This is a genomic window from Tunturiibacter empetritectus (assembly GCF_014201375.1).
Classification (GTDB): Bacteria; Acidobacteriota; Terriglobia; order Terriglobales; family Acidobacteriaceae; genus Edaphobacter; species Edaphobacter lichenicola_D.
The window spans coordinates 41,143-58,394 of sequence record NZ_JACHDZ010000001.1 but is presented as its reverse complement, the minus strand read 5'-3'; the positions used below and the strand labels follow the sequence as shown (position 1 = coordinate 58,394).

The window sequence follows — 17,252 nt, the reverse complement described above, 5'->3', positions numbered from 1 at the left end:
CTTGAAACTTCCTAATTCTCTTCCACCGGAAGCGTCGTTCCCCGCCGCCGGTCGAACACCTTCCGCAGCACGTACACCAGCAGCAGCACAATCAAAATGCCGCTGAACCCAAGCACATAAGCAAGGTGCTGATGAATCGCGCGCGTAATCATATGCAGAATCGCAGGCCCGTACGTGATCGTGATAATGGCCCAGATCAAAAACCGAATAAACTTGCCGACGCAGATCGCACTGAAGAACCACAGCATCTTCATCTCGAACACGCCCGCGGCAAACTCAAACAGCTTCACCGGCGTCGGCGGCGGCATCATCGCAGGAATCATGATCGCGAGAAACTCCTGCTTCGCGAACCGGTCCCGCATCTGCTCGTACCTCTGCCGGTTGATCCGTTTCAGCAGAAACAGCTCCCCACCCGCGCGCCCAAGGTAGTAAGGCAACAAACTTCCAATTGCAGAACCTACGGCCGCCATAAAGCAATAGAGCAAGAAACGTGACTTATCGTGCACCACATAGTCGATGAGCAGAGCATCGATCGGCACCGGAATTGCCGCCGAATCGATCACCGCCAGCGCGCCGATACCCCACACGCCGAGCGGCTTCAGTGCCGCAAGCATCACGACATTCAACTTATGCAGAAGTGCAACGGGAGAGATCTTCACGAGGTCCTTCTCATTCTAATTGCCGTCGGTTCTTCCATGCTGATCGCCCTCTGTGAATGCATGATGAGCCGTCCGCCCCGCCAGCAAATCCAAGGCATGCGGCAGCACCGACAGAATTGACGCGAGCGAACTCTTCGCGCCAGACGGGCTCCCCGGCAGATTCACAATCAGCGCATCTCCCAGAGTCCCGCAAACCGCACGACTCAACGCTGCCAGCGGCGTCTGCAGCAGCCCGTCGGCTCTCATGCGCTCCGATAACCCATCGACCAACCGCTCACAGACCATCCTCGTAGCCTCCGGCGTTACATCGCGTTTCGCCAGCCCTGTCCCACCGGTCGTCACAATCAGGTCTACAACTTTCGCGTTACGCCTCAAAGCTTCGGCAATCTGATCGACCTCATCCGGCAACATCTCGCTCAACACCTGTCCCACCCCGGCATCTTCCAGCAGCTCGCACACAGCAGGCCCCGATAAGTCCATCTGTTCCCCGCGAGAACAGCGGTCGCTGATTGTCAGCACAACGGCACGAACATCGGGCGCAAATTTTAGAGTCACCCTCCCAGTCTACGGTTTCCCCTGTCTGTCCGAAAGTTTCCCGAAACGCTTCTTTTCCCAACACAAGCATCAAAGATGAGAAACTAGAGAGGACTGTGCAACCCGGTGCATCCTGCCGGGAGTGTCACAATCCATCCCGCACGAAACTTTCGCCCCCCGTACACGTCAGACCTCATAGCCCATGCCCCTACTCGAGACTCCGCCCAAATCCGCACCGCCCAACCAGCCCGTAAAGGTGCGCACCGGCCGCTTCGGCGAACTCGACGAGCGTGAGCTCATTCACCTGCTGGACTCTCTCGACGACGAACGCTCCAAAGCGCGCTTCCGCGAGTCCATCTACATCTCGCTCATCATCTACCTGGCCATCGGCTGGTTCCTCTTCTATGGCCCCCGCGTACTCTTCCATCAGCCCCGCCTCATCAGTCCCGCCCAGGTGCTCAAAGAACGCGACCAGCAACTGACCCGCCTCGACGACCCGACGAACCTCGCCAAAATCGCACCCAGAACCCCCAAGGCACGGCCGGCGCAGCCAGTCGTTGACCAAAAGATGTTGAAACAGCTTCAAGCGATGCGCAAGCCCGTTCCGCCCACACCCGCTGCCCCCGCTCCGCCAACTCCCACACCACCCGCCGCGCAGCCGACTCCTCAGCAACAGGCGACACCGCTGCCTCCGTCTCCACAGCCTCAGCCTACGCAGCAACCCGCCCAGCAGGCTCTGGTCGAGGCACCAAAGCCAGTCCCAACCCGGCCAAACTTCGGCAACCCCAACCAGACCGCAGGCGACGCCATCCGCCAGGCCGCCCAGGGTGCCGCCCGCGACCACGGCAGCGCCGGCGACTACAGCGGGGGCCAATCCAGTGGACGCGCCGGCATGGGCACCGGCGCCGAGATCCTCTCCGACACGCAAGGCGTCGACTTCGGCCCCTACATTCGTCGCATCCTCGGTGACATCAAGCGCAACTGGATCCCACTCATCCCCGAAGAGGCACGTCCGCCCCTCAACAAACAAGGCGAGACCCTCATCCGCTTCACCATCCTTCCCGACGGCCGCATCGCCGCCATGAACCTCGACGGCAGCAGTCAGGATCAGGCCATCGACCGCGCCTGCTGGGGCGGCATCACCGGCGTAGGCCAGTTCCCCCCGCTCCCCGCCAACTTCCACGGCCCCAACCTCGAACTACGCATCGACTTCCTCACCAACAAGCCCCTACCCTAATCGCCTTCATTCGCGACCAACGGGAGCGACCTGCGAAGCGGTACAAAAGTCACGAAGTGACCGCCCCGCGCGCAGCGGGCCCGTCCGGCAGGACACAAGGGGCAAGCAGCTCACCGAACATAAGAAAACGTGCCGCACAACTCCGTCGAATTTGCGATCTCATTCAACGCGAATACCGGCATCTTTGGTCCCGAGAAAAATGCAATCTTCAACGAGCGCCCAACAACGTAAGTCGCCATCCACTGCACATCTTCAGTACCGCATAGAGTATTTTTGTGCAGAAACTTCTTTGCAGCCGGGATATTCAGCCTGAAGAGGTTGCCACTCCCGCCGGCACCGCTGTCTGCATCGAAGACTGCGCTCACCTCGCCCGGCTCGAGAGAACGTATCTGCGCAACCACGAAGCTCGTAAAGTTGATCGACATCTTCTCCCCGCCGAAGGCCACATCACCCGTAATATTCTGTGCCGTAGAACTCTCTGCACGCCACAAACCCTTCTCCTGTGCGACAACAGGAACACCGCAGGCCAACAAAAATCCTGCTACCGCACAGATCATCTTCTTCAGCATCATCTCTCAAGGATCACATCTCAGCTGTCTTTTGAGCAAATGTACCGAAGCCTTGTTTGCGCCTCGTCATCTATCATCGAGAAGAGCTTCAGAGAAAACTCCGGCTACCAACATCGCACATCAGAACCCAACCGAACCCCTTCAGACAGAACGCCGCCGCCAGATTCGCGGCCTACTTCTGTTAGCCCTCGTCGTGTTCCTCTTCAGTCTTCTCCGCGCTGGCGTCCACAACCTCTTTCATCCAGGCTGGTGGCGCCTTTGGTGAAGCCGCCTGAACATCCCCTCATCGTTCTCGCAGGTCCCACGGCCAGCGGCAAAACCTCCCTCGCGCTCTCGCTCGCTCAGCAGTTCAACGGCGAGATCATCAGCTGCGACTCAGTCGCCGTCTACCGCGAGATGGAGATCGGCACCGCCAAGCCCACCCACGAAGAGCGCGCCCTCGTCCCCCACCACATGATCGACATCGCCTGGCCCGACGAGTCATGCACCGCCGGCGACTACAGCCGTCAGGCTCGCGAAGCCCTCGCCGGCATCACCGAACGCGGTCATCTCCCCATCATCGCGGGCGGAACCGGCCTCTATCTCCGGGCCCTCATCGACGGCCTCTTCCCCGCACCTCCACAAAAACCCGGCCAGCGCGAACGCCTCCGCAACATCGCCTCGACCCGCAGCCCTGCCTATCTGCATCGCATCCTGACCCGCCTCGACCAGGCCGCAGCAGCAACCATTCACCCCAACGACGTCCCCAAAGTCGTACGCGCCATCGAGATCTCTCTCGCAACCGGCCAAAGCCTCAGCCCCAACAAGCGAACTCCCATGACCGAACAATGGCAGCAAGGCCGCGACGCCCTCACCGGCTATCGCATCCTGCGCCTCGGCCTCAACCCCGCCCGCTCCCTCCTCTACCAACGCATCAACCAGCGCGCAGCCAGCATGTTCGCCCGCGGTCTCGTCGAGGAGACAGAGCGCCTTATAGCCCGCTATGGCGAAGCCTGCCGTCCCCTCACCTCACTCGGCTATGCTGAAGCCGTCGCCGTCCTCCGCAACGAGCTCACCCGCGAGCAAGCCGTCGCGCAAGCCCAGCAAGGCCATCGCAACTACGCCAAGCGCCAGCTCACCTGGTTCCGCCGCGAACCCGACATGCACTGGCTTCCTGGCTGCGGCGGCGACGCAGACATCACAGACCAGGCCCATCACCTCGTCGCAAAGCATCTTCACTGACAAGAAAAAAGCCCACCCGCAAGGATGAGCTTTTTCCTTCAGGTCTTCGAACAAAAATTAAGAAGGCTGAATTACCAGGTTATCCGCCAGCTTGAACCGCACAATCGATTCAGCCGGAATCTCGATGTCCCGATTCCCCGTCAACCCGCTTATGAGCGTCCCGCCACCACCGCCAACAAGCCCGCCAACCAGAAGCCCAACGCCTCCGGTCGCCAACCCGCCCACGAGCATGCCCGCTCCCGCTCCGCCGCCAATAATCGCCGCCGACCGCTTACCCTTGCCCTTCTTCGTCCGCGTCAAATCCGAAGTATCCAGCGCATATCGCGACCCGTTGAGAGTGAGATAGGTCAGCCTCAACTCCAGGATCGAAGACCCTTTGAAGTGCCCCCGTCGATGAGAAGCAACCACCACACCGCTCACCGGCGTACCCCTCGGAATCACGACGCGATCACCCCGGCCAACCACCGGCTCTTCCACCTCTCCGGTAAACCGGTCTCCGGCATGGCTGGTCTTCACGCTGATGTGTTGATTGATCCGAATGGTTAGATTCGTCCCCGCAGCAATATTCACATCTGCCGGCCGAATAATCGGTGCGGCCCCGGGAGCAGGCGCCGTCACGAGTTGTCCTGAAGAATCCACCTGCCCCGGCGTCGCCCCTTGTCCCGTGGCCGTCTGATCAGGAGTTCCAGGAGCGGTAGCGGGCGTGTTGGGCGCCACAGTTGCCGTTGGAGACGCGGGAGTCGTAGTCGTCGTCACAGCTTGCGCAGTCTGTCCCTGTGCCGGCGGCTGCACTGTCGTGGTGGTCACATTGCCATTGCCATCGGTCGAAACCACCTGCTGTGCCTGCCCTGTAGCCGCTGCCTGTTTTTTAGCCTGATCGATCGCAGCGTCCTGCTTCGACTTGCATCCAGCCAGCATCACCAACGCCAGCATCATTGCACCAGCTGTCTTGCCCGAATATTGAAAGTTCATCGTGCCATCCTCGTTCTTACTTCGAAAATAAGCTTCAGCGACGAATAAGTCGCAGATCGCAAACCGATACATCTCGTAAGATGCTCATTCCGCACCAGAGACCGCCCGGCCACAAAAGGTTTAAGATAATTACATGACCTCCGCAGCCGCCAGACGCCCCCAGCTTGCCCACCTCACCGCCCAGCTCGACGATCTCCGCGAGCGCGGCACCTTCTTCAAGCTGCGCGTACTCGACGACCAGCAGGCCCCCGTCTGCACCTACGACGGCAAGCGCGTCATCAACCTCGCCTCCAACAACTACCTCGGCCTCTGCAACGACCCCCGCCTCGAAGAAGCCGCCATCGCCGCCACAAAAAAATACGGCGTAGGCTCCGGCGCCGTCCGCACCATCGCCGGCACCATGCACATCCACATGGAGCTCGAAGAAAAGATCGCCGCCTTCAAAGGCGTCGAGGCCTGCGTCGTCTTCCAGTCCGGCTTCGCCGCCAACGCCGGCACCGTCTCCAGCATCCTCGGCAAAGAAGACTTCATCCTCTCCGACGAGCTCAACCACGCCAGCATCATCGACGGTGCCCGCCTCTCGAAGGCCAAGATCAAAGTCTTCCGCCACAAAGATATCGCCCACGCCGAGCAGCTCCTGCAAGAGGTCCAGAACGAGCCCGGCCGCAAGCTCCTCATCACCGACGGCGTCTTCTCCATGGACGGCGACATCGGCCCCGTCGACAAACTCGCCGACCTCTGCGAAAAGTACGGTGCCATCATGATGGTCGACGACGCCCACGCCTCAGGCGTTCTCGGTCGCAACGGTCGCGGCTCCGTCGATCACTTCCACGCCACCGACAAAGTCGACGTTCAGGTCGGCACCCTGTCAAAGGCCATCGGAGCACTCGGCGGCTACGTCTGCGGCAGCCGCGACCTCATCGACTACCTCTATCACCGCGCCCGGCCCTTCCTCTTCTCCACCTCGCATCCACCCTCGGTCGCCGCCACCTGCATCGCCGCCTTCGACATATTGGAGAATGAGCCCGACCGCATAGCCCGCCTCTGGGCCAACACCAGCTACTTCAAGCAGCAGCTCGCCGACGCCGGCTTTGACACAGGCGGCAACACCACGCCCAAAAGCGAGACCCCCATTACCCCCATCATCATCGGAGACAGCCGCCGCACCATGGACTACTCCCGCGCCCTCTTCGACGCCGGCGTCATGGCCACCGGCATCGCCTTCCCCACCGTTCCCGAAGGTAAAGCCCGTATTCGCACTATCATGACCAGCGAACACACCCGCGAGCAGATCGATCAGGCCCTCGAAACCTTCTCCTCCGTCGCCAGAAAAATAGGCATCCTCCAATCCTGATCCACGTTATCGACCCAAACGATCCGCCGCAAACGGGGCTATTTTCACGAATAGCGCCCGGCGGAGAGTCTATTCTTGAAAGTATGCGTCTTAATGGTATGCCCCTTTACAACCTCCGCCAGCTGAGGCTAACCGGCCTCCTGCTAGGCACCGTACTCTCGATCTCACTTCCCGGGGCAGCCGTAACTCTTCACGCTCAACAGACACTCCTCGTCAGCGCAATCCCGCCGACCTCCGCAGCCACCGAGTCGTCCAGCCTAGCCAATCCCGCCGATACCTCTGCCGATGCCCACGCCGATGCCTCCGCCACTATCGCCGCCCCCGATCTACCCGACGCTCCCGGCGCCCTGCTCTATCCGCAAAGCACTCCCCCGCCGCCCGTCAAGACCGACAATCCCGACATCGTCAGCCCGAACGGCACCCAGCAGACCAAGCGCATCTTAGGCATTGTACCCAACTTCCGCTCCGTCTCTGCCGACACCAAGCTCCCGCCCATGAGCGCAAAGGACAAGTTCCTCATCGCCGGCAAAGACACCTTCGACTACTCCTCCTTCTTCATCGCCGGCATCCAGGCTGGCGTCTCCTTCAACAGCAAGTCCTACCCCGAGTTCCATCAGGGCGTAGCCGGCTACGGCCGCTACTACTGGCACACCCTCGCCGACACCATCGACGAGAACTTCTGGGTAGGCGGCCTCGGCCCCATCATCTTCAAGCAGGACAACCGCTTCTACACGCTCGGCCACGGCGGCTTCCGCAAACGCTCTCTCTACGCAGTCTCACGCGTTCTGATATCCCGCAAAGATGACGGCGGCGCGACCTTCAACTTCGCCGAGGTCATCGGATCCGGCGCAGCCTCCGGCATCTCCAGCCTCTACTACCCCACCACCTACCGCACCTGGACCAAGGTCGGTCAGAAGTGGCTTACCAGCGACATCATCGACGGCTTCAACTTCTTCTACAAAGAGTTCTGGCCCGACGTCAACAAAGCCGTCTTCCACACCCACTAAACTCTTCCACACCCACTAAAGCAGATCGCGTTTTTCTCCGCCCCACCAACATCGTCATCTCGACCGAAGCGGCGGACAGTCTCATCGTCCGCCGCGCAGTGGAGAGACCCCCGCATTCGTCTTTGCAGTTGCATCCTGTCTGCCATTCACTGCAAGCTGCTGCCTAGACCGTTCTCCGTTTTCACTTCAGATTTTTATCGAAGAACTTCACAGCCATCGCCGACACAGTCGCATGCACCTTCTCGCGATCCACACCAGCAGCATCCACGCAAAACACCCCAAGCTTAGCCCTTCCCACATCCGTACACGTGTCTAAAAACGTGTAGTGCGCCACGCCATCGGGCAGCACCGTCAGGTGCGCATTCAGCATCAACGCCAGAAACCTCCCCGCGTTCGTCGCCACAGGAGCAATCTGATCCGCCGCCCCCACCACCATCGCCACCGGAATCGTCACCTCACGAAATCCGTCCGCATCGAACGCCTGCCCCACAGCCGGAGCGATCGCAAACACCGCCTTCACCCGCGAATCTCGATAGCTCGCACCTCCACGCACCATCGACTCTGCGCTGCTCGCCCTCACCTTCGCCAGCATCTGCTCCGGATCTCCCATGCTCTTCATCTCCGGCACCACGCACTTGTGCAGAGTCGGGTCGGTCCTGCAAGCCTTGAGAAACTGCTCTTGGTCCGTTCGCGCACCCGCTAACTCCAACACCGTATAGCCGCCGATTGAGAATCCCGCCGCACCAATCCGAGCCTCATCAACATGCGTCCCAAACGTCGCATCACTCAACAGCGCATCCAGCGCGTCACTGATATCAGTCGCCCGCTCCCACCACAACACAAACCCCTCAGCCGTATACGGCTCAAGCGCGTTGTTCCCAGGATGATTGATCCCCACCGCGATATACCCATGCCGCGCCAGCACCGTGCCCAGCCACGCCAACTGCATCGCCGACCCACCCGTCCCATGCGACAGCATCACCACCGGAAACTTCGCCGGCGAAGTCGCAATCGGAGCATCCACCGCCGCGCCACCCGCAAGAAACAGCGGCCCATCCGGCGGACCAATCACCTGCGGCTCCTCATACACCTTCCCGTCCGCATTCACCGGATACCAGATCGTCGCCCGCAACGCCTCAGTCTTCGCGCCCCGCCAGTTCCGCGCATGCCCCGGCTTGAACACGCGCGAACTCTCTCCCACCTCGTACGTAGTCGTCGCACCGGTTGCCGCCAAACCACCCCGTACGCTCAACATCACCGTAAATCCAACAACCAGCGTCGCCGCCCATCGCAAAGTTCTCATGCGCCACTATACGAAACCGCCTCCCCTTAGTTCCACGCTGCCACTGCGAATGCCATAGATTCAAGCGTTTGCCGGAAAGGAAGATGGCTCGCGACCAGCGGGAGCGTCTCGCGAAGCAATTACGCGTCACGAAGTGACCGCCGCCCGCGCAGGGCGCTCGTCCGGCAGGACACAACTACGTTCTAGGCAGCGTCGGCACTCTGTTGAACCTGATCAGGCTCCCCTAAAAACGACACGCCCTTCGCAAATAGTAGCCGCAACGCGACCCAACATCGGCGCCCCATCAAACGGAGTATTCCGCGACTTCGACAGACTCTTCGCCGCCTCAAAACTCCACTCCGCCGCCGGATCAAACACCACCACATCCGCAAAGCTATCCACCTTCAACGTGCCACGCCCTTCCAGCGAAACAATCCCGGCCGGCTGCGCACTCATCAACTCAATCACCCGCGAGATCGGCATCCCGTTGCCCTTATGCAACACCCGCAACGCCAGTCCCAGCGCGGTCTCCAGCCCCGTAATCCCATTCGGAGCCCGCTCAAACTCCTGCTCCTTCTCAAACAGCGCATGCGGAGCATGATCGGTCGCAATGCAAGCCACCGTTCCATCCATCAACCCCGCAATCATCGCCAACCGGTCCGCATCATTGCGCAGCGGCGGATTCATCTTCGCATTCGTGTCGTAGTCTCCAATCGCCTCATCGGTCAGCGTAAAGTGATGCGGCGCAACCTCGCACGTCACATGCAGCCCCTCCGCCTTTGCCGCTCGTATCAAGGACATCGCCTTCGCCGTCGACACATGCTGCACATGCAGATGCGGGCGCAGTCCATCCTGCCGCTCAATATCCTTCAATAACCGGATATCCCGCTCCACAATCTTCGACTCCGCCTCCACCGTCATCCCGCGAAGCCCCAGCCGAAACGCCACCGGCCCCGCATTCATACTGCACCCACCCGTCAGCCGCGTATCCTCCGCATGCTGCGACACCGGCACCTCAATCCCCGCAGCCGCCACCAGAGCCGCACGCATCACGCGATCAAGCAGCACCGGCTTTCCATCGTCGGTAAACCCCACCGCCCCGGCCCTCTGCAGCTCGTGATAGTCGGTAATCTCCTCACCGTTGCTGCCAAACGTAGCCGCCGGCATCGCGAACAGCTTCACGCAAGCCCCGCGCGCCGCATCCAGCATCCACTCCAGCTTCTCCACCGAATCATTCACCGGCACGGTATTCGGCATCGCCACCACGCTGGTAAACCCGCCCGCCGCCGCCGCCGCCGTACCCGTCCTGATCGACTCCTTATAAGTCTGCCCCGGCTCCCGCAGGTGCACGTGCACATCCACCAGCCCCGGCGCGACGATCATCCCCTTCGCGTCAATCGTTTCCTTTGCCTTGGCCGCCCGCAACACCCCCGGCATCTCCACCGCAGCCACCCGACCATGCCGCAGCAACAAGTCCCGCTCCCCATCCACCCCGCCAGCCGGATCCACCAGCCGCCCGTTCAAAATCAATAGGTCACTCATACCGTTACACTCTCAAATCCACCCGCACCCAGCGCCCTCACCAGAAGCGCCATCCTCACGCCCAGCCCATGCCGCACCTGGTCCTCAATCGCCGAGTTCGGCCCATCCGCCACCTCGCCCGCGATCTCCAGCCCGCGAATCATAGGCCCCGGATGCATCACCAAAGCCTCCGGCGCCCGCGCCATCAGCCGCTCCTCATCCAGCTGATACCGCGAGATATACTCCCCCAGGTCCAGCTCCAACCCCGCCAGCCGCTCCCGCTGAATCCGCAGCATCATCACCACCGCCTTCCCTCGCGAGCCGGCCTGCTTCAAAGCCTTATCGAAATCCCGCTCAATCTCAACCCCCGCACCCAATCCCGACGCATCCTCCGGCAGCAACTCCTTTGGCCCGCACAGCACCACCCTCGCCCCCAGCCGCGGCAGCAGCATTGCATTCGACCGCGCCACCCGGCTATGCAAAATATCCCCCGTAATCACCACCGTCACGCCCTCAAGCGTCTTGGCATTCACCAGCCGCCCACCCATCCCCGGCAACCGCACCAACATCGTCCGCAGATCCAGCAGCGCCTGCGAAGGATGCTCATGCATCCCATCTCCCGCATTCAGCACCGGCAGCCCCGTCATCTTCGCCAGCAGATACGGCGCCCCTGAGTTCGCATGCCGCAGCACAATGCACTCCGCCCCCAGCGCCCGCAGCGTCAGCCCCGTGTCCTTCAGGCTCTCGCCCTTCTCAATCGACGACGACTTATCGCTCACCAGCGTCGTCATCGCCCCCAGCGACTTCGCCGCCAGCTCAAACGAAGTCCTGGTCCGCGTGCTCGACTCGTAAAACAGCAGCGCAATCCGCCGCCCCTCGAGAATCCTCGCCCGCTCCGCCGCAGCCATTCGCTCCAGCCGATCGGTCGCCGCCAGAATCGCCGCAACCTCCTCCACCGTCAGGCTCGCAACCGTCAGCAACGACCCCGCCGCAATCGTGCCCGTCTCTAATATCGTCATCGAATTTATCTTAGAGCCTGGAGCGAATCTCTGTCCTGCCGGACGTGCCTCCTGCGCGGAGGGCGGTCACTTCGTCACGCGTGTACCGGTCTTGGCAGGACAAACACCTTAGGTCCTCCTGTTGGTCGGCACAAACTCCTGCCTGCGACCAACGGGAGCACTAACCGAAGGGGTATACAAGTCACGAAGTGACCGCTGCCCGCGCGGGCGCCCGTCCGGCAGGACAAGCTCAATCCACCAGCTCAACCAGCAGCACCTGCTCCTGCCCATCCACCTCGTTCAGCTTCACCTCAATAATCTCCCGCTTCGACGTAGGAATCAGCCGCCCCACATACGTCGCCTCGATCGGCAGCTCGCGATGCCCACGGTCTATCAGCACCAGCAGCCGCACACTCTTCGGCCGCCCATAGTCAAACAACGCATCCAGCGCCGCCCGAATCGTCCGCCCCGTATACAGCACGTCGTCCATCAAAATAACGTCGCGCCCCGTCACATCGAATCCGATCGCCCCCGGGGTCACCTTCGGCCTCGGTCCATCGGTCGAAAGATCGTCGCGATAAAAGCTGATATCCAGCACCCCAACATCCACCGGATGCTTCTCGATCTTCTCGATCAGCAAGCCCAGCCTCTGCGCCAGCGGAACGCCCCTCCGCTTGATCCCCACCAGGCCGACATTCTTGCTGCCGCCATGTTTTTCCACGATCTCATGCGCCAGCCTTACCAGCGTACGCTCGATCTCTGAGGCCGACATCAGCCTGCCCTTTTCACGAAACTTCGGCTTCCGAACTTCAGTATCTTCACTCATACAATTGCGCTTGATGATACCAGCATCCGCCCACCTAAAAGAACCGCCGTCACCCCAGCCAATCCGTCTCCCCCGCGAACACCCCTAAGGTTCGAGCACCACCTCACAAACATTCCCATGGCAATCCATCATCCCTGTCCTCACGAGGTTGGCTTGTGAACCCGCCGGGGTAAACCCGGTTACCCGCATAGCCTTCACTCGCTCTTCTCCATCCTTCAAACCATAACTCCTCACCGCCTTTGACTGAGTCACCTTGCCGTCGTTCATCAGCAAGCGATATTCGGCCCTCCCCGATAGCCCCTTCGCCGCGCCCAGCGGAATCGTCCGCAGTTCCTGGAGAGTTTTATGTGCGTCATGCGTCGACGAAGTCGCACCCATCTTCCGCAACGCCTCCGCGTCCTTCTGCAACTCGAGCTTCTGCTCTCCTGGAGCTTTCTTCGCACCCGTTGCGTCATAGTCCGAAATTGTCGCGGCTGCGAGTTCGTACATAGTCAAAGCCGCGTCCCTATCACCCTTCTTCTCTAGCAGTAACGCCAGATGCTTGCCCTCTTCTGCACTCTGATCGTTCCTCCAGGATGCCCTGAGGTAGCTCTCCGCCTCCTCCGTCTTCCCTTCGCGATAAAGAATCCACCCCATCGTGTCCCACGTTGCGGCAATCAATCGCGACTTGGCAGCTAGCATCTGTGGACTTTCATCGAGCGTCCACGCCCTGCTTTCCTCCGCCATTTTGTCCAACGCAGTCCGCGTAGCTGCATCGGCGGCTTCAAGCTCCAGGCCAGCGTCCGCCAACTCATAAGCGCTGTTATTCATCATCAGCGGATCTTCCGTACTGCGCATTAACGCAAGCAACGTCACGCGCCCCTTATCTTTCATCCCAGCCCGCAGCTCCGCCCTGCCCAGCTCCAATTGAAGAGCCCCATCGTTCTTCTTGTCAGCCGGAAGCTTGGCAATCGCTGACTCTGCCTCTGATACCGCCTCCTTCGCGTTCTTCTGTTCCAAAAGCACTTGTACCAGCCTCACCGAAGGCATCGAATTGCTCTTATCGACTGAAGCCCAACTCTTCAGAGTCTCTTTCGCTTCAGCAACCCGACCCAACCTGATCTGCGCCTCCGCTAGAGGCCCATACATTGCCTGTTGTTCCGGATGATTTTTCACCTCTTGTTGTAGGTCTTCGATCGCATTAGAGGACTGGCCTCGTGAAAACGCCAAATACCCATAAGTCCTCCACAACCCCATCTGTCGTGCGTTCAAACTCTTCGCTGTATCCAACTTGAGCTGCGCGGCGTCCAGATGCCCCTGCTGCACATCGCTAAAAGCATCCTCCACCAACGTCTGCGCCTCGGTGTTGTTCTCCATCGTCGAAGGCGATCCGACTGAAGCATCAGACGTTTTTCCCGCCATCCCAGTCAACTGCACATACTGCTCATTCCCCAGATCGACCGCATCCGCCCACTTCTTGTAACTCTTCCAGTCACTCACCGGAACCTTATCCTGCAGCACCTCGATTCGTCGCTCCGTATACAAAGTCCCTTTTTCAAACCGGTACGTCTCGTCATACGTCGCATAAGGCGACTTCTGATGCACCGCCTCTGGCAACTCAACACCCCAACCCGCCGGCAGCTTCATCTCCGCCGTCGAAGTCTCCGTCCTCGGAACACCGAGTAAGATCGCGCGAACCGGAGGCGTCTTCTCGTCCGGTCTCGTAAGAGACACCGGCGCGATCTGCGGGAGGATGCGATAGTTGTCCCAGTCGCCTCCTTTCTCTCGCTTGTAGTCGTAACTGATCTTCAGTGGCTCTGCCGTATCGTCAGGTTTGCTCACCTCGGCGTGGCTCGTCGTTCCCTGATAACCAATATTCTGCGACATCTGCTGCACCACCTGGTCATACTGCGCAGGCGATAGCTGCCGCAATACGCTCCGCATCACCAACTCATCATCGCCGCGAAACGTCATCGTCAGCCGCGAGTTCGAAGTCCCTTCCTTATCCAGCGAACCCTCCGCATGCATCGCCTGATACGAAGCAAACGGAAGCTTCGCCGGAGTTCGCTCCACCTGCGCAACTGCAGCGCCCGGAATCACCAGCGCCTGCTTGTCGCGAATCGAGTAGGACAGCATCTTGTACGGAGCCACCTCCGCCGTAGCATCCAGCCACACATCCTTCCCGTCGACCGCAACCATCGTGATCAGATGATTGAACGCGGCAGGAGAAGGCACCGCATCGTTGAACCTAATCCCCGCACCAATCAACACCGCATCCGGGTGCAAACCCAAAACCTCCAGCATCGAAGCCAGCAGCGTGTGCTTATCCTTGCAGTCCCCATACCGGTTCTGCATCACCTCCTCCGCACGATGCGGCTGATACCGGCCCACACCAAACGCAACTCCGATATACCGAATCTGCGTCGCCACATACCCATACACCGCGCGAACCTTCTCTTCCTCCGTCGTCTTCCCCGCCGTCAACTCCGCAACCTTCGCCTTGATCTCCTCATCCGGCGCGGTCCGATCCTTCTCCAGACCTCGATACCACGCACCCACATCCTCCCAGCTCTTGAAGTTCGTCCACGCAATCATAGGCAGCTTGCCCTGCGTCGCCTCCAACTCCTGCTCCGGCGTCCACACCACCTTGCTCTTGGCCTCTTTCGCCGCATCGGCCTCTTTGCCCACAGTCGGCTTCAGCTGCGAGTTCTCCCACCGCAGCACCCTGTAACCCGCCGCAGTCGTCTCCGTCGGCTTCAACGTAGGGCTCCACACATTCACAAACGCATCCTTCGGAACCCGCAGCTCCACCGATTGAGACAGGATCACCGCATCTTCGAAGAAGGTCTCCTGACCCCAGAAGTGACCGGGAGCCTCTGCCTTTGTCCGCACCACCTTCGCCTGCCACTCCAGCGTGTCGCCCACGCTCAAACTCCGAATCGGAAGCTGTTTCTGCTTCAGATCGCTATAAAACGGAGCCGCCTGCGTCACGGAATCGGCCTGCTCCATCGCGCCGCTCACCGGCGTCTCCACCACCGTGCCGTCCGGGCGCTTCACCCTGGCATAGATAATCTCGACGCTCTCCGAACTACTCGCAAAAGCAACGCTGAGCACGCCAAACTGCTTCACCGCACCTTCGGTCAGCACCTGAACCGATGTCGTCAGCAATCGCCAGCCCGTACCGTCTGCCTCCACCTGATACACCCTGTCCATATGTTGAATGATGCCTGGCTCTCCAGAGTAGTCAGGGGGACTTACCGCACCCTTCACACCCGATGCGGGCGCGGACAAGGGCAAATTCTTAACAGGAATACGTTCCGGCGAAGTCGGGCTTTGGCCGAACGCTAAGGCAGAGAGAACCAACAGAGGAGCACAGCAAAACAAAGTGGCTTTCATAATCTCTCTGCTGTGTATAGCAGAACCCGATCCGACAAACCATGGAATTCACCGCCCCGTTGGCGCACGACCGCATCGAAACCAAGGAATTACCACAAAGGTCGTAGAGGAACCGCCCAACCAGACCTACGCCGAAACCTTACGCCGCATCCGCATAAATCCACCCAGCGCCCCACCCACCGTCGACAACACCAGCAGCACGCCAGACACCATCGCAAACCCCGCCAGCATAATCCCCGCCCTCACCTCAGGCGAATACAGAAACCGCACCACATCCGGCGGCTCCGGCGTCGTTGCAGCGGCCTTCTCCACCTGAGCATGCAGCGCCTGCGTCAGCTCCGCATCGAACCCCGCCATGTTATGCAGCCCAAACCTCGCCACCAACCCCGCACCCGCCATCGCCACCGCGAGACACGAGACCAGAGCCAGCCCCACCACCACGCCAATCCGCGCCCCGATGCCGGCATCCATCCACGCCAGCGGCTTCCTCTTCTGATACAGCGCCAGCGTAATCATCGACCCGCTGATCGTCCATAACCACGTCAGAGGCGACACCAGCTGCACCCGCGCCGACAGCACACTCAGCACCGCCGCCACAACCGCTACCAGCAGCGCACATCGAATCGCCGTCTTCCACTCCACCTGCTGCGGCCGCGGCGGCGGCATCGCACCCGTCGTATCGCCCTCCGCGCCGTTGCTCTGCTCTTCGTAGTCCTGCAGATAGATCTGCGGAGACCCGCAATGGGGGCAAAACGGCGAATCGCCAACACTGGCAGAAAGCTCGCCTCCGCAACGGTGACAGTACTCATGCATATCTTATGAAGCTACCCCACCCCAAAGGGCGCGGCAAGCGCACCGACTCCGCCGCACCGTCCAGCCGCACCCTGCCGCGCTACTGTTTGCTCGAGTTGTCGTCATCGCCAACCGAGATATGCCCCGGCAGATCCAGCGCCACCATCCCGATCTTCGTTCCACTGCCATCCGGATCGATCCCGACGATATGCTGATGCTGCTTCGACCCAGCCTTCAACTCCAGCTTGCCCGAAAGGTCGTTGTCCACCTTGATGTGATTCTTTTGATCGTCATCACAGGTCAACCCGTCTGCCGTCCGTGTCTGCGAACTCACCGGCTTGTTGTTCTGGCACTGAATCACATCGCCATATCGCCCCAGCGCCTTGCGATAAAACGCCGCCACCAGGTCCGGACTATCGGGCGTCGTGTAACTGGCCGCCTTCACCTTCAGCGAAAAGCTGCCGAAGCTCAAATTGATATCGGCCGCCCCGTCGTTCTTATCCTTCTTCTTCACCATCACGGCCCCCGGATACACCGGCAGCCCAATCGCATCCACTCCGGCCGCTTCGTTCGTCTTCACCGACATCCCGCCAAACGGCGTGGCGATCTTCACGTTATCGGCATCGCCATGTTTGTCGTTCTCAATCCGGCAGCCGCTCATCAGCATCGTCGACACTGCCATCGCCCCTGCCAGCATCCCCGCCGCTGCACTCTGGTTCACCCGCATCTCAAGCCTCCATTCCGTCAGAAAAACAATACGCTCTCTCGCCGCCTTAGGTTCCGTCTCTCGGTCTGGCCGAACTCCGTTTTGGTCTAGCCGAACTCCGTCCCTCGGTCTGGTCAAAAAAAAGCCGGAATCCATGGCGCATCTTTCAGCGTTCAAATCAACGCTGTTTTTTCTCCAC

At 60.5% G+C, this 17,252-nt stretch carries 15 protein-coding genes; 4 read left to right on the top strand and 11 right to left on the bottom strand.

What is annotated here, in order from left to right:
* Window positions 1-11 precede the first annotated feature (11 nt).
* Both HDF10_RS00295 and HDF10_RS00290 read right to left on the bottom strand, forming a co-directional pair.
* Window positions 12-659: a YqaA family protein gene (locus tag HDF10_RS00295; protein ID WP_183809377.1), complete on the bottom strand. Its 648-nt coding sequence runs from the start codon at window positions 657-659 to the stop codon at window positions 12-14.
* Window positions 660-674: 15 nt separating this feature from the next.
* A complete protein-coding gene (locus tag HDF10_RS00290) occupies window positions 675-1,178 on the bottom strand; it encodes a MogA/MoaB family molybdenum cofactor biosynthesis protein (RefSeq protein ID WP_311732675.1) in 504 nt (167 codons plus the stop codon).
* Between the two features lie 217 nt (window positions 1,179-1,395).
* Here HDF10_RS00290 and HDF10_RS00285 point away from each other — a divergent pair, with 217 nt between their 5' ends.
* Window positions 1,396-2,430, top strand: coding sequence for a TonB C-terminal domain-containing protein (locus HDF10_RS00285; protein ID WP_183809373.1), 1,035 nt, complete (start codon window positions 1,396-1,398; stop codon window positions 2,428-2,430).
* A gap of 110 nt (window positions 2,431-2,540) precedes the next feature.
* On the opposite strand, the gene HDF10_RS00280 is transcribed toward HDF10_RS00285, so the two are convergent.
* Window positions 2,541-3,002 carry a hypothetical protein gene (locus tag HDF10_RS00280; protein ID WP_183809371.1) on the bottom strand — a complete coding sequence of 154 codons (462 nt, stop codon included), beginning with the start codon at window positions 3,000-3,002 and terminating at the stop codon, window positions 2,541-2,543.
* Window positions 3,003-3,260: 258 nt separating this feature from the next.
* Here HDF10_RS00280 and miaA point away from each other — a divergent pair, with 258 nt between their 5' ends.
* Window positions 3,261-4,220 carry a tRNA (adenosine(37)-N6)-dimethylallyltransferase MiaA gene (gene miaA / locus HDF10_RS00275; RefSeq protein ID WP_183809369.1) on the top strand — a complete coding sequence of 320 codons (960 nt, stop codon included), beginning with the start codon at window positions 3,261-3,263 and terminating at the stop codon, window positions 4,218-4,220.
* Between the two features lie 57 nt (window positions 4,221-4,277).
* Here the strand turns inward: miaA and HDF10_RS00270 are convergent, their stop codons facing one another.
* Complete coding sequence (locus HDF10_RS00270) at window positions 4,278-5,192, bottom strand: hypothetical protein (RefSeq protein WP_183809367.1); 915 nt, start codon at window positions 5,190-5,192, stop codon at window positions 4,278-4,280.
* A gap of 133 nt (window positions 5,193-5,325) precedes the next feature.
* Here HDF10_RS00270 and HDF10_RS00265 point away from each other — a divergent pair, with 133 nt between their 5' ends.
* Window positions 5,326-6,546 (top strand): glycine C-acetyltransferase, encoded by a 1,221-nt coding sequence (locus HDF10_RS00265; protein WP_183809365.1) that lies wholly within the window; start codon window positions 5,326-5,328, stop codon window positions 6,544-6,546.
* 98 nt (window positions 6,547-6,644) lie between these two features.
* Window positions 6,645-7,553, top strand: a complete 909-nt coding sequence (locus HDF10_RS00260) for a hypothetical protein (RefSeq protein WP_260177517.1) — start codon at window positions 6,645-6,647, stop codon at window positions 7,551-7,553.
* Between the two features lie 181 nt (window positions 7,554-7,734).
* Here HDF10_RS00260 and HDF10_RS00255 read toward each other — a convergent pair whose 3' ends face one another.
* The 7 genes from HDF10_RS00255 to HDF10_RS00225 all read right to left on the bottom strand — a co-directional run bounded on the left by HDF10_RS00255 (window position 7,735) and on the right by HDF10_RS00225 (window position 17,074).
* Window positions 7,735-8,856 (bottom strand): alpha/beta hydrolase family protein, encoded by a 1,122-nt coding sequence (locus HDF10_RS00255; protein WP_183809363.1) that lies wholly within the window; start codon window positions 8,854-8,856, stop codon window positions 7,735-7,737.
* A 213-nt stretch (window positions 8,857-9,069) separates the two neighbouring features.
* Complete coding sequence (locus HDF10_RS00250) at window positions 9,070-10,377, bottom strand: dihydroorotase (RefSeq protein ID WP_183809362.1); 1,308 nt, start codon at window positions 10,375-10,377, stop codon at window positions 9,070-9,072.
* Window positions 10,374-11,375 carry an aspartate carbamoyltransferase catalytic subunit gene (locus tag HDF10_RS00245; RefSeq protein ID WP_183809361.1) on the bottom strand — a complete coding sequence of 334 codons (1,002 nt, stop codon included), beginning with the start codon at window positions 11,373-11,375 and terminating at the stop codon, window positions 10,374-10,376. The genes HDF10_RS00250 and HDF10_RS00245 overlap by 4 nt, the downstream gene beginning before the upstream one ends.
* A 229-nt stretch (window positions 11,376-11,604) precedes the next feature.
* The gene (pyrR, locus tag HDF10_RS00240) at window positions 11,605-12,180 is read right to left on the bottom strand and encodes a bifunctional pyr operon transcriptional regulator/uracil phosphoribosyltransferase PyrR (protein ID WP_260177516.1); all 576 of its coding nucleotides are present in this window, start codon (window positions 12,178-12,180) and stop codon (window positions 11,605-11,607) included.
* 84 nt (window positions 12,181-12,264) lie between these two features.
* Window positions 12,265-15,450: a DUF3857 domain-containing protein gene (locus HDF10_RS00235; RefSeq protein WP_183809359.1), complete on the bottom strand. Its 3,186-nt coding sequence runs from the start codon at window positions 15,448-15,450 to the stop codon at window positions 12,265-12,267.
* Between the two features lie 231 nt (window positions 15,451-15,681).
* A complete protein-coding gene (locus HDF10_RS00230; protein WP_183809357.1) occupies window positions 15,682-16,368 on the bottom strand; it encodes a TFIIB-type zinc ribbon-containing protein in 687 nt (228 codons plus the stop codon).
* Window positions 16,369-16,447: 79 nt separating this feature from the next.
* A complete protein-coding gene (locus HDF10_RS00225) occupies window positions 16,448-17,074 on the bottom strand; it encodes a hypothetical protein (protein ID WP_183809355.1) in 627 nt (208 codons plus the stop codon).
* Window positions 17,075-17,252 lie beyond the last annotated feature (178 nt).

Excerpts from the sequence above, each read along its gene's own strand:
- HDF10_RS00255 (WP_183809363.1), bottom strand. The coding sequence starts at position 8,856 with ATGAGAACTTTGCGATGGGCGGCGACGCTGGTTGTTGGATTTACGGTG.
- HDF10_RS00245 (WP_183809361.1), bottom strand. The coding sequence starts at position 11,375 with ATGACGATATTAGAGACGGGCACGATTGCGGCGGGGTCGTTGCTGACG.
- HDF10_RS00265 (WP_183809365.1), top strand. The coding sequence starts at position 5,326 with ATGACCTCCGCAGCCGCCAGACGCCCCCAGCTTGCCCACCTCACCGCC.
- HDF10_RS00280 (WP_183809371.1), bottom strand. The coding sequence starts at position 3,002 with ATGATGCTGAAGAAGATGATCTGTGCGGTAGCAGGATTTTTGTTGGCC.
- pyrR (WP_260177516.1), bottom strand. The coding sequence starts at position 12,180 with ATGAGTGAAGATACTGAAGTTCGGAAGCCGAAGTTTCGTGAAAAGGGC.
- HDF10_RS00230 (WP_183809357.1), bottom strand. The coding sequence starts at position 16,368 with ATGCATGAGTACTGTCACCGTTGCGGAGGCGAGCTTTCTGCCAGTGTT.
- HDF10_RS00285 (WP_183809373.1), top strand. The coding sequence starts at position 1,396 with ATGCCCCTACTCGAGACTCCGCCCAAATCCGCACCGCCCAACCAGCCC.
- HDF10_RS00260 (WP_260177517.1), top strand. The coding sequence starts at position 6,645 with ATGCCCCTTTACAACCTCCGCCAGCTGAGGCTAACCGGCCTCCTGCTA.
- HDF10_RS00225 (WP_183809355.1), bottom strand. The coding sequence starts at position 17,074 with ATGCGGGTGAACCAGAGTGCAGCGGCGGGGATGCTGGCAGGGGCGATG.
- HDF10_RS00250 (WP_183809362.1), bottom strand. The coding sequence starts at position 10,377 with ATGAGTGACCTATTGATTTTGAACGGGCGGCTGGTGGATCCGGCTGGC.
- HDF10_RS00270 (WP_183809367.1), bottom strand. The coding sequence starts at position 5,192 with ATGAACTTTCAATATTCGGGCAAGACAGCTGGTGCAATGATGCTGGCG.